Source organism: Undibacterium sp. 14-3-2 (genome assembly GCF_016595265.1).
Taxonomy (GTDB): domain Bacteria; phylum Pseudomonadota; class Gammaproteobacteria; order Burkholderiales; family Burkholderiaceae_D; genus Undibacterium; species Undibacterium aquatile.
In genome coordinates, this window is sequence record NZ_JAENGS010000005.1 from 194,042 (window position 1) to 221,032 (window position 26,991).

General features: G+C 50.4%; 23 protein-coding genes. 10 read left to right on the top strand and 13 right to left on the bottom strand.

All coding sequences use genetic code 11. The annotated features are described in order from the left end of the window. Positions 1 to 11 precede the first annotated feature (11 nt). The 6 genes from Undi14_RS12845 (at position 12) to Undi14_RS12870 (ending at position 8,082) form a co-directional block, all read left to right on the top strand. Positions 12 to 440 carry a ribonuclease HI family protein gene (locus tag Undi14_RS12845; RefSeq protein ID WP_200180676.1) on the top strand — a complete coding sequence of 143 codons (429 nt, stop codon included), beginning with the start codon at positions 12 to 14 and terminating at the stop codon, positions 438 to 440. A 176-nt stretch (positions 441 to 616) separates the two neighbouring features. Beyond that, a complete protein-coding gene (locus tag Undi14_RS12850) occupies positions 617 to 2,851 on the top strand; it encodes a YgiQ family radical SAM protein (protein WP_234030596.1) in 2,235 nt (744 codons plus the stop codon). Positions 2,852 to 3,010: 159 nt separating this feature from the next. Further along, positions 3,011 to 3,301 (top strand): hypothetical protein, encoded by a 291-nt coding sequence (locus Undi14_RS12855; protein WP_186885466.1) that lies wholly within the window; start codon positions 3,011 to 3,013, stop codon positions 3,299 to 3,301. A gap of 112 nt (positions 3,302 to 3,413) precedes the next feature. Beyond that, positions 3,414 to 4,518, top strand: a protein-coding gene (gene prfB / locus Undi14_RS12860) for a peptide chain release factor 2 (protein ID WP_186885467.1) whose coding sequence is annotated in 2 segments (ribosomal slippage) — positions 3,414 to 3,494 and positions 3,496 to 4,518 — 1,104 coding nt in all. Because the reading frame shifts where the segments join, the coding sequence is not laid out codon by codon here. Between the two features lie 127 nt (positions 4,519 to 4,645). After that, positions 4,646 to 6,175, top strand: a complete 1,530-nt coding sequence (lysS, locus tag Undi14_RS12865) for a lysine--tRNA ligase (protein ID WP_234030585.1) — start codon at positions 4,646 to 4,648, stop codon at positions 6,173 to 6,175. 110 nt (positions 6,176 to 6,285) lie between these two features. Beyond that, the gene (locus Undi14_RS12870; protein ID WP_200180679.1) at positions 6,286 to 8,082 is read left to right on the top strand and encodes an ABC transporter ATP-binding protein; all 1,797 of its coding nucleotides are present in this window, start codon (positions 6,286 to 6,288) and stop codon (positions 8,080 to 8,082) included. Between the two features lie 175 nt (positions 8,083 to 8,257). Here Undi14_RS12870 and Undi14_RS12875 read toward each other — a convergent pair whose 3' ends face one another. Both Undi14_RS12875 and Undi14_RS12880 read right to left on the bottom strand, forming a co-directional pair. Continuing rightward, positions 8,258 to 9,250, bottom strand: coding sequence for an NAD(P)/FAD-dependent oxidoreductase (locus Undi14_RS12875; protein WP_200180681.1), 993 nt, complete (start codon positions 9,248 to 9,250; stop codon positions 8,258 to 8,260). A gap of 87 nt (positions 9,251 to 9,337) precedes the next feature. Further along, entirely contained in the window at positions 9,338 to 9,787 is a 450-nt protein-coding gene (locus Undi14_RS12880; protein WP_186885470.1) for a CBS domain-containing protein, read from the bottom strand. A gap of 153 nt (positions 9,788 to 9,940) precedes the next feature. Between Undi14_RS12880 and Undi14_RS12885 the strand changes: the two genes are divergently transcribed. The 3 genes from Undi14_RS12885 to Undi14_RS12895 are packed head-to-tail and all read left to right on the top strand — an operon-like array spanning position 9,941 to position 12,688. Further along, a complete protein-coding gene (locus tag Undi14_RS12885; protein ID WP_200180683.1) occupies positions 9,941 to 11,251 on the top strand; it encodes an O-acetylhomoserine aminocarboxypropyltransferase in 1,311 nt (436 codons plus the stop codon). A gap of 1 nt (position 11,252) precedes the next feature. Continuing rightward, positions 11,253 to 12,062: an alpha/beta fold hydrolase gene (locus tag Undi14_RS12890; protein ID WP_200180684.1), complete on the top strand. Its 810-nt coding sequence runs from the start codon at positions 11,253 to 11,255 to the stop codon at positions 12,060 to 12,062. A gap of 8 nt (positions 12,063 to 12,070) precedes the next feature. Further along, entirely contained in the window at positions 12,071 to 12,688 is a 618-nt protein-coding gene (locus tag Undi14_RS12895; protein WP_200180685.1) for a LysE family translocator, read from the top strand. 82 nt (positions 12,689 to 12,770) lie between these two features. Here Undi14_RS12895 and Undi14_RS12900 read toward each other — a convergent pair whose 3' ends face one another. The 11 genes from Undi14_RS12900 to Undi14_RS12945 form a co-directional block, all read right to left on the bottom strand. After that, positions 12,771 to 14,516, bottom strand: a complete 1,746-nt coding sequence (locus Undi14_RS12900) for a methyl-accepting chemotaxis protein (RefSeq protein ID WP_200180686.1) — start codon at positions 14,514 to 14,516, stop codon at positions 12,771 to 12,773. A gap of 381 nt (positions 14,517 to 14,897) precedes the next feature. Continuing rightward, the gene (locus tag Undi14_RS18265; protein WP_370589951.1) at positions 14,898 to 15,326 is read right to left on the bottom strand and encodes a GNAT family N-acetyltransferase; all 429 of its coding nucleotides are present in this window, start codon (positions 15,324 to 15,326) and stop codon (positions 14,898 to 14,900) included. 6 nt (positions 15,327 to 15,332) lie between these two features. Next, positions 15,333 to 15,767, bottom strand: a complete 435-nt coding sequence (locus tag Undi14_RS18270; RefSeq protein WP_234030586.1) for a thioesterase family protein — start codon at positions 15,765 to 15,767, stop codon at positions 15,333 to 15,335. Between the two features lie 71 nt (positions 15,768 to 15,838). Continuing rightward, positions 15,839 to 16,735, bottom strand: coding sequence for an alpha/beta fold hydrolase (locus Undi14_RS12910; RefSeq protein WP_200180688.1), 897 nt, complete (start codon positions 16,733 to 16,735; stop codon positions 15,839 to 15,841). A gap of 101 nt (positions 16,736 to 16,836) precedes the next feature. After that, positions 16,837 to 17,736 (bottom strand): SDR family oxidoreductase, encoded by a 900-nt coding sequence (locus tag Undi14_RS12915; protein WP_186885477.1) that lies wholly within the window; start codon positions 17,734 to 17,736, stop codon positions 16,837 to 16,839. Between the two features lie 82 nt (positions 17,737 to 17,818). Next, positions 17,819 to 18,820 carry an NADP-dependent oxidoreductase gene (locus Undi14_RS12920; protein ID WP_200180690.1) on the bottom strand — a complete coding sequence of 334 codons (1,002 nt, stop codon included), beginning with the start codon at positions 18,818 to 18,820 and terminating at the stop codon, positions 17,819 to 17,821. Positions 18,821 to 18,829: 9 nt separating this feature from the next. Beyond that, the gene (locus tag Undi14_RS12925; RefSeq protein WP_200180692.1) at positions 18,830 to 20,134 is read right to left on the bottom strand and encodes a serine hydrolase; all 1,305 of its coding nucleotides are present in this window, start codon (positions 20,132 to 20,134) and stop codon (positions 18,830 to 18,832) included. A 151-nt stretch (positions 20,135 to 20,285) separates the two neighbouring features. Then, positions 20,286 to 20,750 carry a PaaI family thioesterase gene (locus Undi14_RS12930; protein ID WP_186897276.1) on the bottom strand — a complete coding sequence of 155 codons (465 nt, stop codon included), beginning with the start codon at positions 20,748 to 20,750 and terminating at the stop codon, positions 20,286 to 20,288. A 2-nt stretch (positions 20,751 to 20,752) separates the two neighbouring features. Then, positions 20,753 to 21,544, bottom strand: coding sequence for an SDR family oxidoreductase (locus Undi14_RS12935; protein ID WP_186897275.1), 792 nt, complete (start codon positions 21,542 to 21,544; stop codon positions 20,753 to 20,755). Positions 21,545 to 21,697: 153 nt separating this feature from the next. Next, positions 21,698 to 23,515 (bottom strand): acyl-CoA dehydrogenase, encoded by a 1,818-nt coding sequence (locus Undi14_RS12940; protein WP_200180695.1) that lies wholly within the window; start codon positions 23,513 to 23,515, stop codon positions 21,698 to 21,700. A 130-nt stretch (positions 23,516 to 23,645) separates the two neighbouring features. After that, on the bottom strand, positions 23,646 to 24,824 hold the full coding sequence (locus tag Undi14_RS12945) for an acetyl-CoA C-acyltransferase (protein ID WP_186885483.1): 1,179 nt from the start codon (positions 24,822 to 24,824) through the stop codon (positions 23,646 to 23,648). 438 nt (positions 24,825 to 25,262) lie between these two features. Between Undi14_RS12945 and Undi14_RS12950 the strand changes: the two genes are divergently transcribed. Beyond that, positions 25,263 to 26,927 carry an MFS transporter gene (locus tag Undi14_RS12950; RefSeq protein WP_200180697.1) on the top strand — a complete coding sequence of 555 codons (1,665 nt, stop codon included), beginning with the start codon at positions 25,263 to 25,265 and terminating at the stop codon, positions 26,925 to 26,927. Positions 26,928 to 26,991: the final 64 nt, after the last annotated feature.

A 26,991-nucleotide genomic window follows, 5' to 3' on the forward strand; every position in this document is an offset into this window, starting at 1 on the left:
GCGCCCTTTTTATGCCGCCCTCTTCTTCTCTGAAAAACTCCCGCGAAGCCGACTGGCTGGCTTGGTTTGACGGCTCTGCAAAACCGAATCCCGGCAACTGCAAAATCGCCTGCATACTGCATAGTCCTGATGGCAAAGTCACACAACACACCGCCAACATTGGTCACGGTGACAGCAGCGACGCCGAATATCAGGCACTGATCGCAGCCTTGACACTACTGACACAACAGGTGACGCAGCCAGAAACACAAACGATACTACTGCGTGGAGACAGTCTGGTTGTGATCAACGATGTTCTGGCCGTGGAAGCGAAGGCATCCAGACTGCTATCCACTTATCGCCAGCAGGCGCTGGAGCTGATGCAATCTTTGCCGCGATTAAAGTTGAAATGGGTACCGCGACATAAAAATATCGAAACCGACCAGCTTTTACGCACCTGATGCGCCGTTTAAAGTACGCAAGCATTTGATTCTTCAGCATAAATTCATCGGCCAGCGGGCAAGGTTGCAGGCTTTCCGGTACAATCGCGCCCATGAATCCTTTGCCTAAAAATCTCTTCTCACGCCCACGTTTCCGCCCTGAAGTTGGCGGTGACAACGCTGCACCTTTCCTTCCTATGTCACGCGCTGAAATGGATGCGCTCGGCTGGGACAGTTGTGACGTCATTCTGGTTACCGGCGATGCCTATATCGATCACCCAAGCTTTGGCATGGCCTTGATTGGCCGCGTACTTGAACATCAGGGCTTCCGTGTCGGCATCATCAGCCAACCAGATTGGCATTCGGCCGACGCATTCCGCGCTCTTGGGAAGCCTAATCTATATTTTGGCGTCACTGCCGGCAATATGGATTCTATGGTCAATCGCTATACCGCCGACAGAAAAATCCGTTCGGAAGATGCCTACACACCCGATGGCGACCGCAGCAAACGCCCTGACCGTGCGCTGGTTGTGTATGCACAACGCGCGCGCGAAGCTTTTCCTGATGCCAACGTCGTCATCGGCAGTATCGAAGCCAGTCTGCGCCGGATCGCCCATTACGATTACTGGTCAGATAAAGTGCGCCGCTCTGTCTTGCCTGACTCTAAGGCAGACATACTATTATTCGGTAACGCTGAACGGGCGCTGATCGACCTGACACACCGATTGGCAGCAGGTGAACCAATCAAAGAAATACGTGATTTGCGCGGTACGGCGTTTATGGTGCCACGCGGCTGGTTACCGGATGACGAATGGGTGGAAATCAATTCCGTCAAAATTGATACGCCGGGAAAAGTCGAAGCTCACACTGATCCGTACGCGATGACACCGCAAGAAGGCGCGAAATGCGCAACGGGCGAAGGCGACAGCGCAACGGCAACAAATCCCGCGGCAACAACGGAAGTGAAAACGGATGTTGTTAAGCAGCAGGCGGTTCGTATGATGAGCCGTGAAGAACGTCAATTGATGCTCAAGAATAAGCAGCACAAATCAGTGATACGCCTGCCATCGTTCGATGAAGTCAAGGATGACCCTGTGATGTACGCACATGCATCGCGCGTCTTTCATCTGGAAGCGAATCCCGGCAATGCCAAAGCGCTGCGACAAGGCTATGGTGAACGTGATGTCTGGCTGAATCCGCCCCCGCTGCCGCTGGCGATGGACGAAATGGACGGTGTCTACGACCGTGCCTATGCACGTGCGCCACACCCATCTTATGGTAAAGCACGTATTCCAGCCTGGGAAATGATACGTTTTTCCATCAACATCATGCGTGGCTGTTTTGGCGGTTGCACGTTCTGCTCCATTACCGAGCACGAAGGTCGCATCATACAAAGCCGCTCAGAGCCATCTATTCTTCGCGAAATCGAAGAAATCCGTGACAAAGTCAAAGGCTTTACCGGCACCATCTCTGATCTGGGTGGCCCAACGGCGAATATGTATCGTCTCGCCTGCAAAGATAAAAAAATCGAAGAATCCTGCCGCCGGCTTTCTTGCGTTTATCCATCAATTTGTACAAACCTCGGCACCGATCACAGCAAATTAATCTCGATTTATCGCAAGGCACGGGCGATACCGGGCGTGAAGAAAATTCTGATCAGTTCCGGACTGCGTTATGACCTCGCCGTACGTTCCCCAGAATATGTGAAAGAACTGGTAACGCATCACGTCGGCGGTTTATTAAAAATCGCACCTGAGCATACTGAGGCGGATACTTTATCGAAAATGATGAAGCCCGGCATCGGCAGCTACGATGAATTCAAACAGATGTTTGAAAAATATTCACGTGAAGCAAATAAGGAACAATATCTGATTCCTTATTTCATTGCTGCACATCCGGGCTCCACCGATGAAGACATGGTGAACCTCGCGATCTGGCTCAAGAAAAACGACTTCAAACTCGATCAGGTACAGACGTTTATGCCAACGCCGATGGCACTGGCGACCACGATGTACCATACCCGCAAAAATCCGCTCAAAAAAGTCACTGCGGATTCTGAAGTCGTGGAAACAGCGCGTTCAGGAAAAATCCGGAAACTGCATAAGGCACTGTTGCGCTATCATGCGCCAGAAAATTGGGAAATCATCCACGAAGCGTTAGTACGCATGGGACGGCGCGATCTGATTGGCAGCAGCCCGCGTCATCTGATACCGCCTCGCCAGCCCGCAATCCCTGTCACTGTCGATGAAAGCGGTGTAGCCAATGGGCGACGTGTCGCTGCACCAAAAATCAATACTTATGGCAAAAAGCCAGTTGCGCGTGGCAATGCCGCGACCACATCCAGGCCAGCCTCATCGACAGCTGCCCGCCCGCCATTGGCTTACAAATCAGCAAAACCGAAAACCAGCCCAGCAAAATCAGGCAGACGATAATAATCAGGCACAATCCGGCGCAAATCGGACAAGTCTATTTCAAAGCTGCGAGCATACCCGCTCCGCAGCTTTTTTCTTTTTCTGACACTTCACCACAATTGGCTGATGTAGAATCAATTCATCGCTGCTTCGATTCCAACATCATCCAACGGAGGAAATATGAAACACATGAAAACGGTTCTGATTCTTGAACACACTGAAGAAGTCTTTGACAAGCTTACCTGCGATGTCTGTGGCGCAGAATCTCTGTGGGATGAAAACTGGGGAACAAAAGAATACGAGAAAATTAACACCACTATTTCTATGGAAGAGGAAGAATCATTTCCGAACGGCGGCCAGTCGAAACTCACTCAATATCATATTTGCCCAAGCTGCTTTAAAGACCATCTGGCAAAATGGTTTGAAAGTCATCGCCACGCAAAACCAACAACCACGACTTCAGTCTGGTAACGTAATAGAGCGCAAGCGTATCAGATAAACATCCGCAGGCAGGCAAATTCAGTATTCTTGGCGCGGTACAAGGTATAATGCAAGGTTTGATTGCATAAGAAAAGCTAATATTATGGAAGCCGAACGCCTCAATAGCCTGTCATCCCTGCTTGCCGACCTGACGGTCCGTGAAGCCGAACTACGGAGGTATCTTTGACTTCGATATCAAGTCAGAGAAACTCGAACAAGTTAACGCCGAATTAGAAGACCCAACGGTCTGGAACGATCCTAAGCGCGCGCAGGATCTGGGCAAAGAAAAAAAATCCCTTGAAGCCGTTGTCAATACGCTGACCGAAGCGGAATCCGGCTTGCGCGATGCGAACGATCTGTTTGCTATGGCGAAAGAAGAAAACGACGACGATACGCTGGAATCCATCGAAACCGACGCGCAGCATTTGCGCGGCCTGATCGAAGGTATGGAATTCCGCCGCATGTTCAACAACCCCATGGACCCGAACAACTGCTTCATCGATATCCAGGCGGGTGCTGGCGGAACCGAGGCACAGGATTGGGCATCGATGCTGTTGCGCCAGTATTTGCGTTATTGCGAACGCAAAGGCTTTAAGGTTGAAATTCTTGAACAATCCGATGGTGACGTTGCTGGTATCAAGACGGCTACCCTGAAAGTTGAAGGCGACTATGCGTATGGCTTCCTGCGCACCGAAACAGGCGTACATCGCTTGGTGCGCAAGTCACCATTTGACTCAAATAATGGCCGCCACACTTCGTTTTCAAGCTTGTTCGTTTACCCTGAAGTCGACGATTCATTTGAGATCGACATCAACCCAGCTGATGTGCGCACCGATACTTATCGCGCCTCCGGCGCTGGTGGTCAGCATATTAACAAAACTGATTCTGCCGTTCGTCTGACACACGGCCCATCAGGCATTGTTGTTCAATGTCAGAACGATCGCAGCCAACATCGCAACCGTGCGGAAGCCTGGGAAATGCTGAAAGCGAAATTGTTTGAACTCGAATTGCGCAAACGCATGAGCGAAAAACAAAATCTGGAAGATTCCAAAACCGATGTCGGCTGGGGTCATCAGATTCGCTCTTACGTGCTCGATCAGTCTCGCATTAAAGACCTGCGTACCGGTTTTGAAACAGGTAATACCAAAGCTGTACTCGATGGCGACATTGATGAATTCATCGCCGCTTCTTTGAAGCAAGGCGTTTAAATAAATCGAGCGTAACAAGCAAGTACAACGGCGCAATTCCGGCATTTGAAATTGCGCCGACAAAACAAACAGGCAGACAAACTGCCTGGACAACTAAGAGAAATCTGAGAGAAATCTTATGTCAGAAATGAATAATCAAACCGCTGCCAGCGAATTGCCGGTCGATGAAAATTCCATCATCGCGGAACGCCGTGCCAAGCTCGATGCTATCCGTACCAAAGGCATTGCCTTCCCTAACGACTTCCGCCCGCAACATAAAGCCGCCAGCCTGCAAGAGCAGTATGGCACGATAGGCCGCGAAGAGCTGGAAGCGATGAATGTGGAAGTCAGCGTTGCTGGCCGCATGATGCTTAAGCGCGAAGCTGGTAAGAAAGCCGCTTTCGCGACCTTGCAAGATGCGTCCGGCCTGAAGGCTGATGGCCGCATACAGTTGTATGTGACGCTGGATAAAACCGGTGAAGAGGCGATGGAAGCCTTCCGCCATTACGATCTGGGCGACATCCTCGGTGTTGAAGGTGTGCTGTTCAAAACCAAAACGGATGAGTTGACCGTTAAAGTCACGACCTTGCGTTTGCTGACCAAGTCGCTGCGCCCTCTGCCAGATAAATTCCACGGTCTGGCGAATCAGGAAACCAAATACCGTCAGCGCTATGTTGACCTGATCATGAGCGAAGACACGCGCCGCACCTTCAAAGCGCGTACCGCTGCAATGACATCGATCCGTAACTTCATGGCCAGCCATGAATTCATGGAAGTCGAAACGCCGATGCTGCACGTGATTCCCGGCGGTGCGGCAGCCAAGCCTTTCATCACGCATCACAATGCGCTGGACATGGAAATGTACCTGCGCATCGCGCCTGAGCTGTATCTGAAACGACTGGTCGTCGGCGGCTTTAACCGCGTATTCGAAGTTAACCGTAATTTCCGTAACGAAGGCGTATCGCCGCGTCATAATCCTGAATTCACGATGATGGAATTCTATGCGGCCTATGTCGATTACAAATGGCTGATGGACTTTACTGAACAAGTCATTCGCAAAGCCGCTGAAGATGCACACGGCACAGCAGTGCTGACCTATCAGGGCAAAGAACTTGATCTGTCGAAACCGTTTGAGCGCCTGACTATCGTCGGTGCGATCAATAAATATGCACCGCAATACACGCATGAGCAATTGCACGATGCTGAATTCATCAAGGCTGAATTGCTTAAATTCGGTGTCAAACCGTTTGCTACTGCTGGACTTGGTGCCTTGCAACTGGCGCTGTTTGAAGAAACTGCCGAAGCGCAGTTATGGAATCCGACGTACATTATCGACTACCCAGTCGAAGTGTCACCACTGGCACGTGCTTCTGATACTGTTCCCGGCATCACTGAGCGTTTCGAGTTGTTCATGACTGGCCGCGAAATTGCTAACGGTTTCTCGGAGTTGAACGATGCCGAAGATCAGGCAGCACGCTTCCAGGCACAGGTTGCAGCCAAAGATGCGGGCGACGAAGAAGCGATGTACTACGATGCCGATTACATCCGCGCCCTCGAATATGGCCTGCCACCGACCGGTGGCTGCGGTATCGGTATCGATCGTCTGATGATGTTGATCACTGATTCGCCGAATATCCGTGACGTGATTCTGTTCCCGCATCTGCGCCGCGAAGACTGATCTCAGGTACGATAGCGAAACACACCGTAAGTAACGAAAAGGGACTGTATCTAGCAGTCCCTTTTTTGTTTCTTTCATTTACGTGAATTACTCAGATTGAGCCAAACACCATGCCAGTAATACATCCGCTTAAAAAATTACTGCACTACGCCAGTGCTTATAAAACTGATCTACGGTTGGCGACACTGTATTCGATTTTGAACAAATTTTTTGATGTGCTGCCGGAAGTGCTGATCGGCGTGGCAGTCGATATCGTCGTCAATGGCGAAAAAAGCTTCCTTGCTAAACGTGTGCTGGGCGGCTTCGGCATAACGGAAACCTGGCACCAACTGGTGTTTCTCGGCGTGGTCAATGCGTTTATATGGATGGGTGAATCCTGGTTTGAATATTTACTGTCGCTGAAATGGCGCAAGCTGGCGCAGAATCTGCAACATGATTTAAGGTTAGACACATACGACCACGTACAAAAACTGGAGATGGCGTATTTTGAAAATCAGCGTACCGGCAATCTGATGTCGGTGCTGAATGAAGACATCAATCAGATGGAACGTTTTCTGAACGGTGGCGCGAACCAGATCATTCAGGTGATCTGTTCTTCCGTGATGGTCAGCGCTGTCTTCTTTGTGCTGCAACCTTCGCTAGCGATCATTTCCCTGCTGCCAGTACCGGCAATTCTGTTTGGTGCATTCTGGTTCCAGAAACGGCTGGCCCCGCGTTACGCCGAAGTCCGCGAAGCTGCTGGTGATGTCAGCGCCCGCCTGAACAATAATCTGCTCGGGCTGGCCACGATCAAAGCGTTTGCCACCGAAGATTTTGAAAAAAATCACATTGCCGAAGCCAGCAATACTTATCGTGAAGCCAATGCGCGGGCAATTGCGGTCAGCGCTGCCATTACCCCGGTCATCCGGATGGCGATTCTGGCAGGCTTCACCGCGACGCTGGTGTATGGCGGCTGGCTGACCCTGCATGATGAGCTGGCAGTCGGCGCATATTCAGTACTGGTCTATCTGACGCAACGCCTGTTATGGCCGATGACCAGCTTGGCAGAGGTCGCGGATATGTATCAACGCTCGATGTCAGCCATTGATCGCGCCATGAATTTGCTCGATACGAAAATCAACATCACCTACGAAGGACAACACTTGCGTGCAGCCGATGTAAAGGGACATATCCGTTTCGACGCAGTTGGGTTTTCCTACGGCAACCAGCAAACCTTACACAATATCAACCTCGAAATTCCGGCTGGCAAAACTATCGCCTTCGTCGGTTCTACCGGTTCCGGAAAGTCAACACTGGTCAAACTGTTATTGCGATTCTACACACCGCAAAGCGGAAAAATTTTTATTGATGGCGTTGCGACCGATAGCGTGAATTTGCAAGATTTACGTCGTCTGATCGGTTACGTTGCACAAGATAGTTTTTTAACCGATGGCACCATCGCTGACAACATTGCCTACGGCTCAGACAACGTGACAGAAACAGCGATTGCCGCTGCCGCTCAGGCGGCGGAAGCGACTGAATTTATCAGCAAGCTACCTCTGGGTTTTGCCACCCGTATCGGCGAGCGCGGGCAGAAACTTTCCGGCGGCCAGCGCCAACGGCTGGCACTGGCAAGGGCAATCTTAAAAAATCCACCGGTCTTGATTCTCGATGAAGCGACCAGCGCAGTTGACAATGAAACCGAAGCCGCAATACAGCGCAGTCTCGATGTCGTCAGTCGTGACCGCACCACCATCGTCATCGCACACAGGTTGTCAACGGTGAGACAGGCCGATTGCATCTATTTGCTGGAAGCGGGCCGAATTGTCGAAAGTGGCACCCATGGCGATTTACTGAAATTAAATGCTGGCTATGCAGCACTGTGGCGTCTGCAAACAGGCGAACGCGCACAAGGTCAAACACAATAAGGCGCGTAACGCTATCTGCGCAAATTTAATATTTCTGCAATATAAAAGTACGCAGCGTTTGCCGTCGGCCGGATTTTTTAATCTGCGACGGCAAAACCATTGCAATCACGTTGAACCAGATTGACTGCCGATGCTGACACCCCTTGCAATAGGGGTTGTCAGCATTCTCAACACATCAGGAAATTGTTTTTGCCAGCGCGAGCGCACTGAGGAAAGCATGCTCTACTCTGCCATTGCCTTCCAGTCCGGTCGCAAACCAATCGCCACAGACACCGATTCCCAGTTTGGCATCCCATAAGCAATCCTGCGCCAATGGATGCTCTGCCTGCGCAAAACGCCAGCGATGAACGACCGCATAAATAGGCTGCACCCACGATCCGGTGGCTTCATGGAAGGCTTTTAATAATTTTTCCTTAGCGCGCTCCGGGTCTTCCTCCAGATGCTCCAGACTCCATGCCGGTGTTGCGTGCGCAACCCAGCGTTCGCCTACGCGGTGTTCTGGCTTGGAGGTATCTCTGGCTATCCAGCCAAGACGCGACTGATTGACCCATGCACCATCGTATGGCAGTTCCAGAGAATTCTGAAATCCCAGCATCATCGTCCAACAAGGCGCGAGCTTTGCCTGCGCCGCTTGTTTAGCAAATTTAGGCGCAACAGCAAGTAAAGGCACAGCCTGATCGGCCGGGATTGCCAGTACGACCGCATCAAATGGGCCCGCCGTCGCTGGAATCGCAACCGTATTTGACTGAATTTTGAGTAGCCATTGTTTGTCATGCTGCTCCAATCCGAGTACTTGTTGTTCTTTGCGGACATCCAGACCATGTGCCAGTTGCTTACCAAGTGCATTCATACCAGGCACGGCAACATAGCGCGTCGAACTGCGCCCCGCAGGCATAGCATGTCCCGCATCCAGTGTTGCCAGACGCGCATCCCAGGCGGCAACCCAGCCCAGCTTTTTCCAATCGGCGACTTCTTTTTTAAAGCGGTCAGACGTCGCAGTGAAATACTGGGCGCCGTGATCAAAACCGCCAACCTCAGTTTGTCGCGTACTCATGCGCCCGCTGACACCCAGGCTTTTTTCATACACGGTGACATGATGTCCCTGCGATTGCAATTGACGAGCTGCGGTGAGTCCGGATAATCCGGCACCTACGATGGCGATATGCATAATTTTCCCTTTTCCAGACAATAAAAAACGCCCGCATCTGATTATTTGCGGGCGTTATTTCGAATCAAACCGGCATCAGGCGGTTACCTATTCTTCATTTTCGGCAACAGGCCAATCGCGGATATACGCTTTCAGCATTTTATTTTCAAAACTCTGCGCTTCGAGCACTGCACGCGCCACGTCGTAAAACGAAATCACGCCCATCAGCGTTTTTGCATCCATGACAGGCAGATAGCGTGAATGTTTTTCCAGCATCATGCGACGTACTTCGTTAACTTCGGTTTCCGGCGTGACCGTCATAGGATGGTCATCCATATATTTACGGACGGTACCGCTTCCCAGCGAACCCTTATTCGTATGAATCGCGCGAATCACTTCGCGGAAGGTCAGTATGCCAACCAGATCACCATATTCCATTACGACCAGAGAACCGATGTCTTTTTCTTCCATGACACTGATCGCATCTGCAATCGGCGTATCAGGTGTGATAGTGAAAAGGATGTTGCCTTTGACCTGAAGAATTTCCGAAACTTTCATGGGGCTCCCCTCCTGTGTATTCTGTTTTTTTAAAACTGTTTTCAATGTATCGCAAGCCATGCAAAAAATCCAGCAAGTTCAACATGAAAACGGAATTTCATTTTGCAGTCTTAATGGTAGCATTGGCTGATCACAATACGGAGACCAGAGTTTATGAGTGCCCCCCATTATCCCGGATTCGACACACTTTCTTTACATGCCGGTGCGACGCCCGACCCAACAACAGGCGCACGTGCGACCCCCATTTATCTGACATCCTCATTTGCGTTTAAAGATTCGGATCACGCCGCATCGCTGTTCAATATGGAGCGCGCCGGTCACGTGTATTCGCGTATCTCAAATCCGACCAATGCAGTACTGGAAGAGCGGATTGCGGCACTTGAAGGAGGCGTTGCCGGAATAGCCGTCGCCAGCGGACAAGCCGCATTGCATCTGGGTTTAACGACCATCGCCGGTGCCGGATCACATATCGTTGCTTCCCGTGCTTTGTATGGCGGCTCACAAAACCTTCTCGCCTATACCTTAAAACGCTTTGGCATAGAAACCACCTTCGTTGATCCGCGTGACCCGGACGCTTGGCGGGCGGCGATACGTCCAAATACTAAAACCTTGTTTGCTGAAACTCTCGGCAATCCCGGACTGGATGTTCTGAACATACCTTTGATCGCAGAAATTGCCCACGCACACGATTTACCGCTGATGCTGGATTCAACGTTTACCACGCCGTATTTATTACGTCCGTTTGATCATGGCGCTGATCTGGTTTTTCACTCCGCAACTAAATTTTTGTGCGGGCATGGCACTGCGATTGGTGGCTTACTGGTCGATGGCGGCACATTCGACTGGCAGAAAGCGTATGACAAAACCGGACGTTTTGCCGAACTTTGCGAACCCTATGACGGCTTTCACGGCATGGTGTTTGCCGAAGAGTCGACTGTCGGCGCATTTTCCTTACGGGCACGACGCGAAGGATTGCGCGACTTCGGCGCCTGCATGAGCCCACATAATGCATTCGCTATCCTGCAAGGCGTAGAAACACTGGGCTTGCGCATGGACAGACATGTTGCCAATACCCGCAAAATCGTTGATTTCCTGGTAAAACATCCTGCTGTTGCTGCTGTTTCTTATCCGGAATTAGAAACACATCCTGACTACGAACTGGCAAAAACCCTGCTTCCCAAAGGTTGCGGAGCGGTTTTCTCATTCAATCTGAAAGGTGATCGCGCTGCCGGCCAGCGTTTCGTTGAATCACTGAATGTGTTTTCACATCTGGCGAACGTCGGCGATGCGAAATCACTGGTGATACACCCAGCATCCACCACGCATTTCCGCGTTCCGGCAAAGCAATTGCAGGCATCCGGCATTACGGAAGGAACACTGCGCTTATCTGTGGGTCTGGAAAACGTCGAAGACCTGATTGAAGACCTGACACGCGGCTTGAAAGCTGCTCAGAAAGGAGCCTGAGATGCTGTTTCAGATTCAAGGAAAAGACGCCTATTGCTACACCGGAGGTAAAACCTTCAATCCTGCTCTGCCAAGCATCGTGTTCATACACGGCGCACAGAATGATCATTCCGTCTGGGCCTTACAGTCCCGCTATTTCGCCCATCATGGTTATAACGTCCTCGCTGTGGATTTACCGGGACATGGCCGCAGCAAAGGCCAGGCGCTGAGTAGCGTAGAGCAGATGGCGACCTGGCTGATTGCTTTGCTTGATGCTGCCGGTATTGAGCGCGCCGCTCTGGCAGGACACAGTATGGGCTCGCTGATTGCTCTGGAAGCCAGTTATCGGGCGCCTGACAGAGTCAGCCATCTCGCAATGATAGGTACAGCCTACCCGATGAAGGTATCAGAACTGCTTTTGAATGCGGCACGCGACGACGAGCAGGCTGCGATAGATATGGTGAACATCTGGTCACACAGCAGCATTGCGCATAAACCGTCCTGCCCTGGACCTGGATTTTCCGTCCTTGGCGGCAGCAAGAGGCTGATGCAACGCATTTCTGCCATCAACCCAGAGCTGGTTTTTTATACTGATTTTTTCGCCTGCAACGCCTATAGCAACGGTGAAATCGCCGCGCAATCAGTCAGGTGTCCGACCTTATTCCTGCTCGGCAAAAAAGATCAGATGACCCCACCAAAGGCGATCGCTGGTTTGCGTAGTTTGATTTCTCAAAACAAAACTTCCGTTATAGACAATTGCGGACACGACCTGATGGCAGAACAGGCCGATGCCGTGCTGGATACCTTATTCGATTTCGTGCGAGGTAGCTAAGTGTGGCGATGAATCTTGAAAGCTGGGCATTATTCACCGCGACAGAAGCGGCAATGTCACTCTCTCCCGGCCCCGCAGTCATGATGGTTGTGGCGGTTGGCATTGCGCGGGGCTGGAAAACATCCTTGTTTGTCACACTGGGGATTTTGACCGCAAATGCAATTTACTTTGCGCTCTCGGCAACCGGTATCGGCAGCCTGCTGCTGACATCGCCGAAGCTCTTCATGGGAATCAAGTATCTTGGTGCTGCCTATCTGGCCTATCTGGGTTTATCTGCAATACTGGGAAAACCCTCACCCATCAGCATCTCCAGACTGGATGGGCCGCCACAAAAAGGAAGCCACATCTTTTTCAGCGCTCTTAGCCTGCAATTGACCAATCCCAAGATCTTGCTGACTTTTGTAGCCATCCTGCCGCAATTTATCGATCAGCATGAAGCCGTCGGTTTGCAAATGCTGATTCTGGCCATCTGCTCCATTATTCCTGAATTTTTTATTTTGCTGGGATACGGTGTGTTGGCAAGCAAAGCGAGCCATTGGGCGACACAAGAAAAATATGCAGTAATGACAGAGCGTATCGCAGGTGTACTGATATTGTGTGCTGCCACGCTGGTTGCCGCCGTCTGAAAAAAGGGAGAATACCCTCTCCCTTTTTTTCAGACATCTATTTCAATTTATAATCAACCGCTTCTCAGCTGACTCCCGACCATCAAAACTCTTCCCAGGCATCTGATGCCGCTTTTTTCTCAGGAGCAGTATCATTCACTTGCCTGAGTCTTTTAATACTTGAGGTCTGCGCCCTCAGCACAGCAGCTTTTTTACCAGGCAAAGTCGTTGTTACACGCTTTGTGACTGGTTCGGTGCCCGCAAGCGGGCTCGCTGTCATATTAGCGAGCTGAAACGTACTGACAAGCTGGCTGAGATGATCCGCCTCATTCTGCAACGCAGACGCTGAAGCTGCAGCTTCTTCTACCAGTGCAGCATTTTGCTGCGTCACATCATCCATCTGAACGATTGCCTCATTGATTTGTTCGATGCCTGCGGTTTGCTCTTGCGTCGCCATCATGATTTCACTCATTATGCTGGTCACGCGCTGAATACTATTGACGATTTCGACCATGGTCGATCCCGCCTGATCAACCAGTTTCGCACCAATTTCCACCTTACTGACCGAATCGTCAATCAACTTTTTAATCTCTCTGGCAGCTTCAGCAGAACGCTGAGCAAGACTTCTCACCTCCGTAGCAACCACGGCAAAACCCCGCCCCTGCTCACCTGCGCGAGCCGCCTCAACGGCGGCGTTCAGTGCAAGAATGTTGGTCTGAAAAGCAATACCATCAATTACCCCGATGATGTCGACAATCTTACGAGACGATTCGTTGATCGAGCCCATCGTCTGGACGACCTCGGCAACAACGGTACCGCCTTTAACGGCAACATCTGAAGCGGACACCGCAAGTTGATTTGCCTGACGCGCACTATCGGTGTTCTGCTTCACAGTTGACGTCAGCTCCTCCATTGAAGAAGCAGTTTCTTCCAGCGAGCTGGCCTGTTGTTCTGAACGGGAAGACAAATCCAGATTTCCTGAGGCGATCTGTTTTGAAGCTGATGCTATCGTTTCAGTACCGGCGCGCACCATACCGACAATATCAGCGAGACCATCACGCATGACGCGCATTGCGTACATAAGACTATGCTCGTCGCCAGCGGCCAGTTGTATCTCGACACTCAGATCCCCTGCGGCAATTTTTTCTGCAATTTTTACCGCATAACGTGGCTCGCCGCCTAATTGCCTCAGCAGGCTACGGATAATCAGCCACGAAGCGACCACGCCAACCAGGATCGCCAGCAATCCCAATATGATCAGCATTTTTCGTGCGTCACGATAATCTGTTTCTGCTTTAACGACCGCTTCTTTATTCTCCTTTTCCTGATCTACGATAAAATCATTGATCAGTTCCCACCATTTCTTTTGTACCGGACGATATTCATAGCGCAGAAGCTTATAAGAATCATCTTTATTACCTTGCTGAATTAATTGCAGACTTTTAGCGATGAAAGGCTCAGATAATTTTGCTTGTTCCCGAATCTTATTTATTGAACTAAGTTGTGCATCATTCGTTTCCTTGTCCTGCTTCATCAGCAGTTCTAGCTTGTCCTCTGCTTCATGATATTTTTTATTCTGGGCAGCAATACGATCAACTTCTATCTGTATCTCTTTTTGTTCAGTCAGCAGCAACAAATTCCGCAACGCCAATGCCCTCTCGGTGACCGTCAGATACATACTCTGCGCCAACCGTATTTCCTCATCGTTAAAGTGAACGATTTGCTCCATCCGCTTATTCATCTGATGCAGATAGCTGATTCCCAACACGAGCACGATTAACAAACAACTCAATACCAGACCAAATCCGGCGGTTAAGCGACTTGATACCTTGGTGTCTTCAATTCTCATGATTTGTGTCTCCCGGTAATGAAATGAATACTGAAATACTCAATGTCTGATACGGTATAGTTCACTATCTGAATCGTTTTTTTAATCCTCTACTGTCATATGCGTAAATGTAATTTATCAATACTTGTAAATCTAATACCATATTTAATAACATATCAATATTTGTCAATTTAAATATGAAAATACGTCGCACAAAAATATTTTTGCAGGGATGATGTCTCTGTCCTGCATCAAATTTGTAAAGTGAACGTAATACAAATAAAAAAGCGCACTGTATAAACGATGCGCTTTTAAGGATGCAGCCAGAGCCTGCTACAAAGATGTGTTTTCTACCGGGTCAGACAAGGAAATTTCCAATCCTCAATTCGCTATCTCTTCGGTTCACAAAGGATGAGACATAGATACGTGCGGAATACCGGCTTCCATGAAGACCTCGCCATCGCGTGAAAACCCCTCTCTCGCGTAAAAATTCTCAGCTGTCTGCTGTGCATTCAGTCGCACGCCGGAATCTCCGCGCAGTTTTGCCTGCTCCATCAGGATACGCAGTATCTGCGCACCGACACCGGAATTGCGGGCGGACTCCAATACAGCCATACGACCAATATGACCGTCAGGCAGCAAACGGCCTGTGCCTATCGCCTGATTCTCTTCATCGTAAGCAACAGCATGCAGACACTGAGCATCCATCACATCCCATTCCAGCTCAACAGGAATATGCTGCTCAATCACAAAAACAGAATAACGTACTGCCTGTGCGTCTTTTTGCAAGGTAGTCCAATCACCTAAAACAATGCGTGCGGGAGTCATCATCACAAGTCACTCTACTGGTTTCAATTTTTCAAAGCTGGTGATTATCGCACGCCAATCTGCCGGAAATGCAACTCCCTTGCGCAGTGTGGTATCGGTGTACACATAAGTTAATTCACCGGAAATAAGATGTTCTTCACCGCGAAAAATTTCAATCAAAAACTGGATAGACGAGCGACCTATCGTCTGACAGCGCACGCCTATATCCAGCACATCATCAAACCTGGCAGACGCCAGGTATTCTATGCCGGCCTTGCGGGCAAACAATTCTTTGCCTTCTTTAGCCTGCATGATTGCGCTGGGCAAACCTGTGGCGCGCCAGTATTCGGTAAAGGCGACATCGAAATAAGTCAGGTAATGCCCATTAAAAACAATCGCCTGCATATCGACTTCCGACCAGCGCACTCGTAAGGCATGAAAAAAAGCGAAATCGGATCTTGCCATGATAAATCTCTGTTAAAAATCACTACGGTGTATCGTTGTTGTGCATCCGCTGATGTCGCGGATGCACACACTCATTCTGCAAGAAACTGCCGTATCAGTTGATTGATGCGTTCAGGCTGCTCATGAATAATCCAATGCGAACCCTCTGCAATACGCTCAATACGCACGTCGGTAACGAAATCTTCGATACCATTCAAAAGAGTTTTCGGCAAGGCTTTATCGTTCTCGCCCCAAATGATGCGGGTTGGCACATTCACTTTAAAATCATCCGGATTCAGATGTAATTGCAAAGGCCCCTGATTTTCAGCGGTGGGTGGGTGCAGCGGCGAAGCACGATAATAATTTACTCCGCCTGACAATCCCTTGCGCCAGCAATCGTGATACAGCGCACGGGTCGCATGATCAAACCAGGTCGCCTGCACCTGCCCCATGCCGTTAAAGAATCCATCCATCAACGCGAAATCATCTTTTGCCAGCGCGGTTTCAGAATCGGTTGCGCGCAGCCAGTTCATGTATTCACTCGCGGCTTTTTGCGCAGGATCATTCGCCAGTGCCTGCATAAACAGATAAGGATGCGGAGAATTAATGATGATCAGTTTTTCTATCATCGCCGGTAAGGCGATGGCCATATTCCAGCTGACAGCACCACCCCAGTCATGCGCTACGACAATGGCTTTCTGATAGCCCAGATGCTGAATCAGTAAGCGCAAATCATCGACAATATGTTTTGCTTTGTAGGCACTCAGATCGGCAGGCATATCGGATAAATTAAATCCTCGCAAATCTGGTGCGACTGCAAAATAATCACGACCAAATTCGGGTAACTGCGCTGCCCATTCATACCAGAACTCAGGAAAGCCATGAACAAATAAGATCAGCGGTTGCCCCTGCTGGCCAGCGCTGGCGTAATGCAGGCGGGTACCATTATCTAAAGTGGCAAATTGATTTGCCTTTATCGTTGCGGTCATCGTGTCTCCGGATCATCTGTAAATAAGAGCGTCGCTGTCAGCACCTGAGTTTGCGCTCTTCGTGCTCACAGCGACTTTTCCTGACTCATTTTTTTATTGATTTATACCTTTAGTTTTTCTCTGAGCATATCGCGGATATGCGGTGCCGCCTTGTATGGGTCACCCGGATTACGTTGCAAGACGATATCTTCCATGCGTTCCTGCACATTACTCAAGGCACCCGGATGCGAGAACACGTAAAACTGTTCATCGCTGATCGCTTTAAACGTATTTTCTGCGACTTCCTGTGCCGTCACTTTACCCGAGCTAACAGCCTTATCAGACATCGCCTGCGCGGCACGCTGACTGGCCGTTGGCGCTGCGCCAGGCACATCTTCCGGACGATTTCTGTGCGATTGTGAAATGCCGGTCGGTACAAAATAAGGACACAACACTGAAGCGCCGATCGGTGCTGCAACCAGCTTCAGATCTTGATACAGGGATTCAGTCAGCGAGACAACTGCATGTTTGGAAACGTTGTAGACAGCCATCGTAGGCGCGTTCAGCATCCCGGCCATTGATGCGGTATTCACGATATGGCCTTCGTATTCCGGATCTTTTTTTGCACACTCCAGCATCAGATTGGTAAAGATGCGGACACCATGAATCACGCCCCACAAATTCACGCCCAATACCCATTCCCAGTCAGCCTGAGTATTTTCCCAGACCAGACCACCAGAGCCGACACCTGCATTATTAAAGACCAGATGAACCGCACCGAATTTTTCCATCGCCGCATCCGCCAGCGCCTGCACCTGTTCGGCATGACGGACGTCGCAACGCAACGCAATCACTTGCGCACCAAGCTGCTCCAGCTCGGCCTTAGTCTTATCCAATGCATCTTGCTGCACATCCGCCAGCACCAGCTTCATGCCGAGACGGGCACCGATCAATGCAAATTCACGACCAAAACCGCTGGCTGCACCTGTAATAACGGCCACTCTGTCTTTAAATACTTTCATTTTGTCTCCTGATTTTTACGAATGAAAATGGGATATCACTCCCTGATCACACAGTTGTTGAATTTATTTTTGAGTTTGTTTTTCAGCTCAGCTTAACGAGCTGCTTACCAAAATTCTGACCTTTCAGAAGGCCGATAAATGCCTCTGGTGCCTGCGCAATTCCTTCAGCGATGGATTCGCGGAATTTCAGCTTTCCACTCGCCACCAGCGTACCGAGTTCTTTCAGACCCTGCGGCCATAAATCCACGTGTTCCGACACGATGAAGCCGCGCATCGTCAGTCGCATCGTCAGAAATGCACGCGCATTTTTAATTGCAATCGGCTCGCCGTTGTAGCCAGAAATCATGCCGCACATCGCAATACGGCCAAACGGATTCATGCGCGCCAGACTCGCATCAAATACTTCGCCGCCCACGTTTTCAAAAACGGCATCAGTGCCATCCGGCGTTGCTGCCGCCAGATCGGCATCCAGATTGCCGGCCTTATAATCCACGCAAGCATCAAAGCCCAGCTCATTGACCACGTAAGCACATTTTTCGGCGCCACCGGCAATACCGACAACGCGGCAACCCATTTGCTTCGCCAATTGCCCGACCACACTGCCAACTGCACCACTGGCGGCAGAAACGACGACGGTTTCACCGGCTTTCGGTTGCATGATTTGTGTTAGCCCATACCACGCGGTAAGGCCCGGCATACCGACAGCACCAAGGTAAGCCGATAAAGGAATCGGCGACGCTGCATCGAGTTTGCGTAACAATGCGCCGTCGGACACGGCCACTTCAGTCCAACCCAACATGCCCAGCACTTTATCGCCAACAGCGAAGCGCGGATTGTTGCTGGCGATGATTTCGCCGACCGTGCCGCCTATCATGGTTTCATTTAAAGGCTGTGGTGCAGCGTAGCTTTTCGTTTCTTCCATACGACCACGCATATACGGATCGAGCGATAAGAAATGATTGCGGATTAAGACTTCGCCATCCTTGATTTCTGGTACCGGTAATGTCTCAAGACGGAAATTGTCTGCCCTGACATTACCTTGTGGACGGGAAGCTAAAACGATACGTTGATAAGTAGAAGACATAAATTAATCTCACTTCATTAAATGATTAGCCAGCGCCTGAAACGCACGGTAAGTGACAGGGTCACTCGCGCCATTCGCAGCGGTTGGATGGGATGAAAATTTGACGATGACCATTTCAGCCACCGGATCAATATAAATACGCTGACCATGAATGCCGCGCGCTTCAAAGGTCTGATGGGTGTTATGTCCTACCCACCACATATTCCGGTAAGAATAACCAGGCAAATTTTTGTAGCCTGCCTGAGCAAACTTTGCAGGATCACCGCCTTTGCGAATATCAGCGACCACTTCCTGCGGGATAATCTGCTGACCGTTAAACTGACCGCCATTACGCATCATTTCACCGAAACGCCCCATATCGCGCAGGGTCAGATTCAGACCGCCACCGCCCTGCTCCGTGCCCAGACTATCGACCGCAAAATAGGCATCGTTTTCGGTACCCAGTTTCTGCCACAGACGGTCCGACATCAAATCAGACAAAGACTGGCCGGACGCGCGGCGTACTATCCACGCCAGCACTTCTGCATTCACGGTCTTATAGGCAAAGGCCTGATCGTGTTCGCCTTCTTTTTTAAGTTTAGTCAGGAAATCGTAAAAATTCTTAGGCCCGCTGTAACCGGGTGCTGTCGGCAGCAAACCACCGGCGCGCGCGTAATCCCATATCTCAGCTTTTGGATCAGCGTAATTTTCGGAATACTGCACACCGATTGTCATATCCATGACCTGACGCACCGTTGCATCGGCATACGCGCTGTCCTTGAGCTCAGGGATATATTTCGTCACCGGATCAGACGGATTAATTTTTCCTTCGGCTGCCAGCATGGCCGCTAAAGTGCCAACAAAAGATTTGGTGACCGACATCGCAATATGTGGCAGATAAGGTTTGCTGATACCGAAATATTTTTCGTAGATCACCTTCCCTTTATGCATGACCAGCACGCTGTCGGTGTAGGTATTGGTGAGCATATCTACCCAGCGCATTTCGGTATTTTTATCGTCTTTAAAACGCAGATCATCGAGTGATTGCAATGCCTGCGGCAACACTGCAGCATGCCCGGCACCATGCCAGACATTCGCGGTGGGCCCCAGCTCACGGGAATGTGAGAACGACCAGCGGGTACGTGGGAACTGATAGCTGCTGCCGTTAGCGAACTGAACGAGCTTGTCAGGCGCGGGTGGAAAACCCTGCATCCAGCCCAGCTTTTGCGGGTCGGTGGCAGCGGAGTCGGGCAAGCTGCTCTGGGCGATGGCACTGCTGATACAGAGTCCGCCAAGTATCGTTGCCAGCGCTGTGGTGGTGAAAGTCTGCTGCATGTTGTCTCCTGTTTTTTTAGTTGGACTTGCAAGCACTGCTTTTACTTTTTACTTTTGTTTTTACTTTTTTTTTGCCGAGAGTCAGTACGTTCACGCGGCTCAGGCTTCTTCGTCCAGTCACTCCTTACCACATTCGTCAGCTCAAACCTTTCTAGTCACTGCCGTATAACTTTTTCATGTTCTCACCCGACTTCAGGCGGCGCAGATATTTAAACGTTCCCATCGCCTTCGCAACGAGCCTGTCGCCATTCCAGACTTCGCCCTCGCAAAAGCACATCGTCGTCGATTGATAAAAAGCCTTACCACGCGCCTCAATACGACCGCCGGCGACACCGCCCGGCTGCAGAAAACTGGTTTTCATTTCTACCGTGACGACGCCTTTCAGATCTTCATGCAGCGAACGCCCAGCCATCGCCATCACCACATCCAGCATCGTCATAATGACGCCGCCGTGAGTGATCTGCCAGCTGTTCATGTGGCGTTCCGTCAGATCGAGCGAAAGCCTGGCGTGACCATCTTCCATTTCCAGAAATTCGACACCCAGATCATGCAGAAAAGGATTTAATGTCTGGCTCGGCTGCTGCAATGCTTGCACTGCTGGAGTTTCGCTGCTCATACTTACACCGCCGACACACCGCCATCGACCGCCAGCGTCTGTCCGGTGATATGTTTGCCAGCATCCGAAGCGAACAACAGGGCAACACCTTTCAGATCCTCGTCATCACCAATGCGTTGCAAAGGCGCTTCTTTGGCGATTTTTTCTTCGCCCAGATGTTCGAGCAAACCCTTGGTCATTTTGGAAGGGAAAAATCCCGGTGCAATCGCATTGACCGTAATGCCGTGGACACCCCATTCACCGGCCAGCGTGCGGGTGAAGTTGATCACCGCCGCTTTTGAAGTGTTATACGCAATCGTCTGCATCGTACCCGGCGCATTGCCCGCCAGACCGGCAATCGAAGCGACGTTGATAATCCGCCCCGATTTGCGTGGAATCATGGAACGCTTACCGACTGCCTGCGACAGTAAAAAAATACTGCGGATATTCAGATTCATGACCTTATCCCAGGCATCAACCGGGTAATCTTCCGCCGGTGCGCCCCAGGTAGCGCCAGCGTTGTTGATCAGAATATCGATATGCCCAAGACGTTTTAATGCCTCATCCACCAGCGGCGTCACCGCTTCTTCTTTGGATAAATCTGCAGCGATGGCGCTGGCCTGAATACCACGGCTTTGTAAATGCGCAACGGCTTCATCCAGATCGGATTGCTTGCGCGAAGATAAAACGATGCTGGCGCCCTGCTCACCCAGCGCTTCCGCCATTTGCAAACCCAGACCACGGGAACCGCCCGTGATCAGAGCGGTTTTACCACTCAGATTGAATAATTGCTGAACTGTACGTGCTGTGCTCATCGGTCGTCTCCGTTTATGTCAAAATTTATGTCGAATTTATGCCGGAATTTGTTCTGAAAAATGAGATAAAAAAGAGGATAAAGGGGGAGTATCCTTCAAAATCCCCTTTATCTCCTTATATTCATTGGGCTTTAAAATATACTCTCGGGAGTATTAAAACCAGTTATCTTGCATGTCGTAGGTCGTTGTATCGATGCTGGCGAGTAAATCCAGTTGCGGATGTACCTTCGGTAATTCCCACTGGAAGAAATATTTACACGCCTGCAGCTTGCCGGCATAAAAATCTGCATCATGCGCATCCTCTTTATGCAGACTCAGCAACGCCTGCTCCAGCCATATCCACGCCAGCACGGTGTGACCGAAAGCTTCCAGATAGGCAGATGCGTTTGCCAGTGTCTTATTGGTGTCGCCACAGGCATGCAATTGCTGCGTCACTTGCGCAAGACGCTGCAGCACCCGCGCCAGCGCTTTGTCGTAGGCCGCCAGCTCAGGATGCGTTGCGGCTTTTAACAGGGTTTTATGTATCGCCGTACCCAGTGCTTCGAGCGCAGCGCCATCTTGCATCACAACTTTGCGGCCAAGTAAATCCAGCCCCTGAATGCCGTGCGTTCCCTCATGAATCGGATTGAGCCGGTTGTCGCGATAAAACTGCTCGACGTTGTATTCACGGGTGTAGCCGTAGCCGCCATGCACTTGTATCGCCAGATTATTCGCTTCCAGACACCATTGCGAAGGCCAGGATTTAGCGATAGGCGTCAGAATTTCCAGCAACAGACTGGCGTTTTGCCGCGCTTCCGGCATGGTGCCAGTGCGCTCTTCATCGACCAGTCGCGCGCAATACAGCGTCAACGCCAGACCGCCTTCAACATACGATTTTTGCGCCAGCAACATGCGTTTCACATCCGTATGCTGAATGATGGGCAACTGCGGTGCTGCCGGATCTTTGTTCAGCGGCGCGCGTCCCTGCGGACGATTACGGGCGTAATCGAGTGCGTGCAGATAGCCGGTATAGCCCAGCATGACCGCGCCAAGACCGACACCGATACGGGCTTCGTTCATCATGTGGAACATATTCGCAAGCCCGCGATGCAAAGTGCCGACCAGGAAGCCGATAGCACCGGCTTTGCCCTGCGGTTTGTATTTGCCTTCACCAAAATTCAGCAGGCAATTCGTGGTGCCACGATAGCCCATTTTGTGATTCAGGCCAGCCAGCACCACATCATTCCGCTCACCCGGATTGCCCTGCTCGTCCAACACGAACTTAGGAACGATAAATAAAGAAATACCTTTGACACCGGGAATCAGTTTGCCATTGTCATCCGGCACTTTTGCCAGCACCAGATGAATAATATTTTCTGACAGCTCATGTTCACCGGCAGAGATCCACATCTTGTTGCCGGTCAGTCTGAAACTGCCATCGGCCTGCGGCTCGGCACGGGTGACGATATCGGATAAGCTGGAACCGGCCTGCGGTTCGGACAAACACATGGTGCCGAAGAAACGCCCTTCCAGCATAGGTTTGACATACGACTCGATTTGTTCCGGCGTGCCGCATTTCAGCAAGGTGTTCGCGTTGCCTATCGTTAAAAACGGATAGGAGGCAGTACCGACATTGGCACCCTTGAAATACGCAAAACCGGCTTTTTCAACCACGCAGGGCAGTTGCATACCGCCGAAATCAAAGTCCTGACCGGCGGCCAGTAAGCCCGCATCGCGAAAGGCGTTCAGGGCAGTTTTGACTTCGGGAATCATATGCACTTTTTCGCCATCGAAATGCGGCTCATTCTGGTCGCTTTTCTTGTTGTGGGTGGCAAATAAGTCGGTCGCGATTTGTTCGCAGGTATCGAGCGCCGCACTGAAAGTTTCACGGCTGTGTTCAGCAAAACGGGGACGTTGATTGAGGGATTCGACGTTCAGCCATTCGTACAGCAAAAAATCGAGGTCGCGGCGGGAGAGAATTTTGGATGACATGGCAGTTCCGGTGAAGTTTCGGAAAATGGTGATCAGACCTTGAATCAGACAGTTAGTAAGACCATAAGACAGTTCACGCAAGACAGTGTCAACGACACCAGCTCACATGAACTCCCAAGACCAGACTTTATCAGACGACTTCAAATAAACCGGCTGCGCCTTGTCCGCCACCGATACACATCGTCACGACCACATACTTCACGCCACGGCGCTTACCTTCGATCAAGGCATGACCCGTCAGACGCGCGCCGGACACACCGTAAGGATGGCCGACCGCAATCGCACCGCCGTTGACATTCAATCTGTCCATAGGAATACCTAGCTTGTCGGCGCAATACAAAACTTGTACCGCGAATGCCTCATTCAATTCCCACAAACCGATGTCTTCTACTTTCAGTCCGGCTTTTTTCAACAGTTTAGGGATCGCAAACACAGGGCCGATACCCATTTCGTCCGGTTCGCAACCAGCGACAGCGAAACCACGGAAAATACCCAGCGGTTGCAAGCCTTTGGCTTCAGCCACTTTACTGTTCATGACGATAGCAACCGAAGCGCCATCGGAAAACTGGCTTGCATTACCGGCAGAAATCACACCACCTGGAACAGCAGAACGGATTTTTGATACTGCTTCCAGCGTCGTATCTGCACGAATGCCTTCATCAGCCGCGATCGTGACTTCGCGTGTCACCAGCATACCGGTTGCTTTATCTGCCACACCCATGGTTGTGGTCATCGGTACGATTTCAGCGTTGAACAGGCCGGCCGCTTGCGCTGCTGCTGCACGTAACTGGCTTTGTACGCCGTATTCATCCTGACGTTCGCGGGAAATGTTGTAACGTTTGGCCACTGTTTCTGCGGTCTGCAACATCGGCCAGTAGACTTCTGGTTTGTGCTGTTTCAGCCAGGGCTCCACCAGCATGTGCGTGTTCGCTTCATTTTGTACGCAGGAAATAGATTCAACGCCGCCAGCAGCATAAATATCACCTTCACCTGCAATAATGCGCTGCGCTGCCATCGCGATTGTTTGTAAACCGGACGAGCAAAAACGATTCACAGTCATGCCGCTGGTGGTGACAGGGCAACCGCCACGCAATGCGATCTGACGGGCGATATTGCTGCCAGTTGCACCTTCAGGTGTCGCACACCCCATGATGACATCTTCCACTTCAGCTGAATCAATACCGGCGCGGGAAATCGCTGCGGCTAACACATGCCCGCCGAGAGTGGCGCCATGCGTCATATTAAAAGCCCCTTTCCAGGACTTAGCTAAACCAGTGCGGGCGGTAGAAACAATAACTGCATCATTCATGGGGTGTCTCCTGTAAGTTGAATTTTAAGTAATTCTTGGTGCTACTAAAAACTGACTACTGAAAAACTGATCTGCACAACCTGAGCAGGTAATGCACCTGCAAAACTGTCCCGTTACTACATTCCTCTCTGCGTTCAGCCACATTAAGACGCAGCAATGCAGATAAAAACGGAAGCGGAATAGATTGCTTGCGAAGCAGAATAGCATAATTTAGTACGACCGTTCGCAAAATTTTCAGCTTATTTTATTCCTATTTTTCCGGCAAAAAATCATCGAAAAAATTTTCACTCTTGTAAGTTTCTGTAAGTTTGAAGAAAGCATGCCGTAAGTTTCAGCTTGCACACTCAAGTTGTGCAAAAAATGTCAGAAGTTCTATTTCCACCAATGACAGGCTTTGCCAACATACTTTATATATAAAACATAAATCAGGAGACAAGCATGGCGACAGCACCTATTGCAACGTCAAGCGGAATGACAGCGGAAGAGCGCAAAGTAATTTTTGCATCTTCTCTGGGGACCGTTTTTGAATGGTATGACTTTTATCTGTATGGCTCACTGGCAGCCATCATTGCTAAGCAATTCTTTGCTGGCACCGACCCTAACACTGCGTTCATTTTTGCCTTGCTGGCATTCGCCGCCGGCTTTATCGTTCGCCCTTTCGGCGCGCTGGTATTCGGTCGCCTCGGCGACATGATAGGCCGTAAATACACTTTCCTGGTCACGATTCTGATCATGGGCGGTTCCACCTTCTGCGTCGGTCTGCTGCCGGGCTATGCAAGCTGGGGCATTATCTCACCGATTATTCTGATCTCTTTGCGTATTCTGCAAGGTCTGGCACTCGGTGGCGAATACGGCGGCGCGGCAACATACGTTGCAGAACATGCTCCGCATGACAAACGCGGTGCTTACACTGCATGGATACAAACCACAGCAACACTTGGCTTATTCCTGTCATTGATGGTGATTCTCGGTACTCGTCAGGCAATCGGCGAAGAAGAATTCGCTTCATGGGGCTGGCGCGTTCCGTTCTTGGTGTCTGTGTTCCTGCTGGCGATTTCCGTCTGGATTCGCTTGTCCATGAACGAGTCGCCAGCGTTCGCGAAAATGAAGGCTGAAGGCAAAACATCAAAAGCACCACTGACTGAATCTTTCGGTCAATGGAAAAACCTGAAAATCGTTATTCTGGCTCTGGTTGGTCTGACAGCTGGTCAGGCAGTGGTTTGGTACACAGGTCAGTTCTACGCACTGTTCTTCCTGCAACAAACATTGAAGGTCGATGGAGCGACAGCGAATCTGTTGATCGCCGCTTCCCTGGTCATCGGTACACCGTTCTTTATCGTGTTCGGTTCACTGTCCGATAAAATTGGTCGTAAGCCTATCATTCTGGCTGGTTGCCTGATTGCTGCAGTAACTTACTTCCCGATTTTCAACGCGCTGACACACTACGCAAATCCAGCGTTGGAATCTGCATTGAAAAATGCGCCAGTGATTGTGACAGCTGATCCTGCCGATTGCCAATTCCAGTTCAATCCGACAGGTACGAAGAAATTCACTTCTTCCTGCGACATCGTGAAAGCAAAACTGGCGGCAGCATCGGTCAACTACTCCAATGAAGTTGCCCCTGCAGGTACGCAAGCTACTGTCAAAGTTGGTGACAAAGTCATTACTTCTTTCAATGCAGCAAGTTTGCCAAAAGAAGAAGCTACAGCAAAAGACAAAGCATTCTCCAAAGAATTGGCTGATGCAATCAAAGCTGCTGGCTACCCTGCAAAAGCCGATCCAAAACAGATCGATAAGCCGATGGTCTTGGTGTTACTGGTCATTCTGGTGATCTATGTCACCATGGTCTATGGCCCTATTGCAGCGATGCTGGTGGAAATGTTCCCGACACGCATACGCTACACATCCATGTCCTTGCCTTACCACATCGGTAATGGCTGGTTTGGTGGTTTGCTGCCGACAACAGCGTTTGCACTGGTGGCATTCAAAGGCGATATTTACTACGGCCTCTGGTACCCGATCGTAATTGCATTGATGACGTTTGTGATTGGCGCCTTGTTCATCAAGGAAACCAAAGATAACGATATTTACGCTGACGATTAAGTCTCAAAACGGGCAAGTAATTGCGCGATAACCTACCGGTAAAAAGAGAAAGCCGCCCAATAAT

Excerpts from the sequence above, each read along its gene's own strand:
- Undi14_RS12945 (WP_186885483.1), bottom strand. The coding sequence starts at position 24,824 with ATGAATGATGCAGTTATTGTTTCTACCGCCCGCACTGGTTTAGCTAAG.
- Undi14_RS12890 (WP_200180684.1), top strand. The coding sequence starts at position 11,253 with ATGCTGTTTCAGATTCAAGGAAAAGACGCCTATTGCTACACCGGAGGT.
- Undi14_RS12850 (WP_234030596.1), top strand. The coding sequence starts at position 617 with ATGTCACGCGCTGAAATGGATGCGCTCGGCTGGGACAGTTGTGACGTC.
- Undi14_RS12935 (WP_186897275.1), bottom strand. The coding sequence starts at position 21,544 with ATGAGCACAGCACGTACAGTTCAGCAATTATTCAATCTGAGTGGTAAA.
- Undi14_RS12845 (WP_200180676.1), top strand. The coding sequence starts at position 12 with ATGCCGCCCTCTTCTTCTCTGAAAAACTCCCGCGAAGCCGACTGGCTG.
- Undi14_RS12875 (WP_200180681.1), bottom strand. The coding sequence starts at position 9,250 with ATGCATATCGCCATCGTAGGTGCCGGATTATCCGGACTCACCGCAGCT.
- Undi14_RS12895 (WP_200180685.1), top strand. The coding sequence starts at position 12,071 with ATGAATCTTGAAAGCTGGGCATTATTCACCGCGACAGAAGCGGCAATG.
- Undi14_RS12925 (WP_200180692.1), bottom strand. The coding sequence starts at position 20,134 with ATGCAGCAGACTTTCACCACCACAGCGCTGGCAACGATACTTGGCGGA.
- Undi14_RS12870 (WP_200180679.1), top strand. The coding sequence starts at position 6,286 with ATGCCAGTAATACATCCGCTTAAAAAATTACTGCACTACGCCAGTGCT.
- Undi14_RS12930 (WP_186897276.1), bottom strand. The coding sequence starts at position 20,750 with ATGAGCAGCGAAACTCCAGCAGTGCAAGCATTGCAGCAGCCGAGCCAG.
- Undi14_RS12855 (WP_186885466.1), top strand. The coding sequence starts at position 3,011 with ATGAAACACATGAAAACGGTTCTGATTCTTGAACACACTGAAGAAGTC.
- Undi14_RS12880 (WP_186885470.1), bottom strand. The coding sequence starts at position 9,787 with ATGAAAGTTTCGGAAATTCTTCAGGTCAAAGGCAACATCCTTTTCACT.
- lysS (WP_234030585.1), top strand. The coding sequence starts at position 4,646 with ATGAATAATCAAACCGCTGCCAGCGAATTGCCGGTCGATGAAAATTCC.
- Undi14_RS12910 (WP_200180688.1), bottom strand. The coding sequence starts at position 16,735 with ATGACCGCAACGATAAAGGCAAATCAATTTGCCACTTTAGATAATGGT.
- Undi14_RS12950 (WP_200180697.1), top strand. The coding sequence starts at position 25,263 with ATGGCGACAGCACCTATTGCAACGTCAAGCGGAATGACAGCGGAAGAG.
- Undi14_RS12920 (WP_200180690.1), bottom strand. The coding sequence starts at position 18,820 with ATGTCTTCTACTTATCAACGTATCGTTTTAGCTTCCCGTCCACAAGGT.
- Undi14_RS12885 (WP_200180683.1), top strand. The coding sequence starts at position 9,941 with ATGAGTGCCCCCCATTATCCCGGATTCGACACACTTTCTTTACATGCC.
- Undi14_RS12940 (WP_200180695.1), bottom strand. The coding sequence starts at position 23,515 with ATGTCATCCAAAATTCTCTCCCGCCGCGACCTCGATTTTTTGCTGTAC.
- Undi14_RS18265 (WP_370589951.1), bottom strand. The coding sequence starts at position 15,326 with ATGATGACTCCCGCACGCATTGTTTTAGGTGATTGGACTACCTTGCAA.
- Undi14_RS12900 (WP_200180686.1), bottom strand. The coding sequence starts at position 14,516 with ATGAGAATTGAAGACACCAAGGTATCAAGTCGCTTAACCGCCGGATTT.
- Undi14_RS18270 (WP_234030586.1), bottom strand. The coding sequence starts at position 15,767 with ATGGCAAGATCCGATTTCGCTTTTTTTCATGCCTTACGAGTGCGCTGG.
- Undi14_RS12915 (WP_186885477.1), bottom strand. The coding sequence starts at position 17,736 with ATGAAAGTATTTAAAGACAGAGTGGCCGTTATTACAGGTGCAGCCAGC.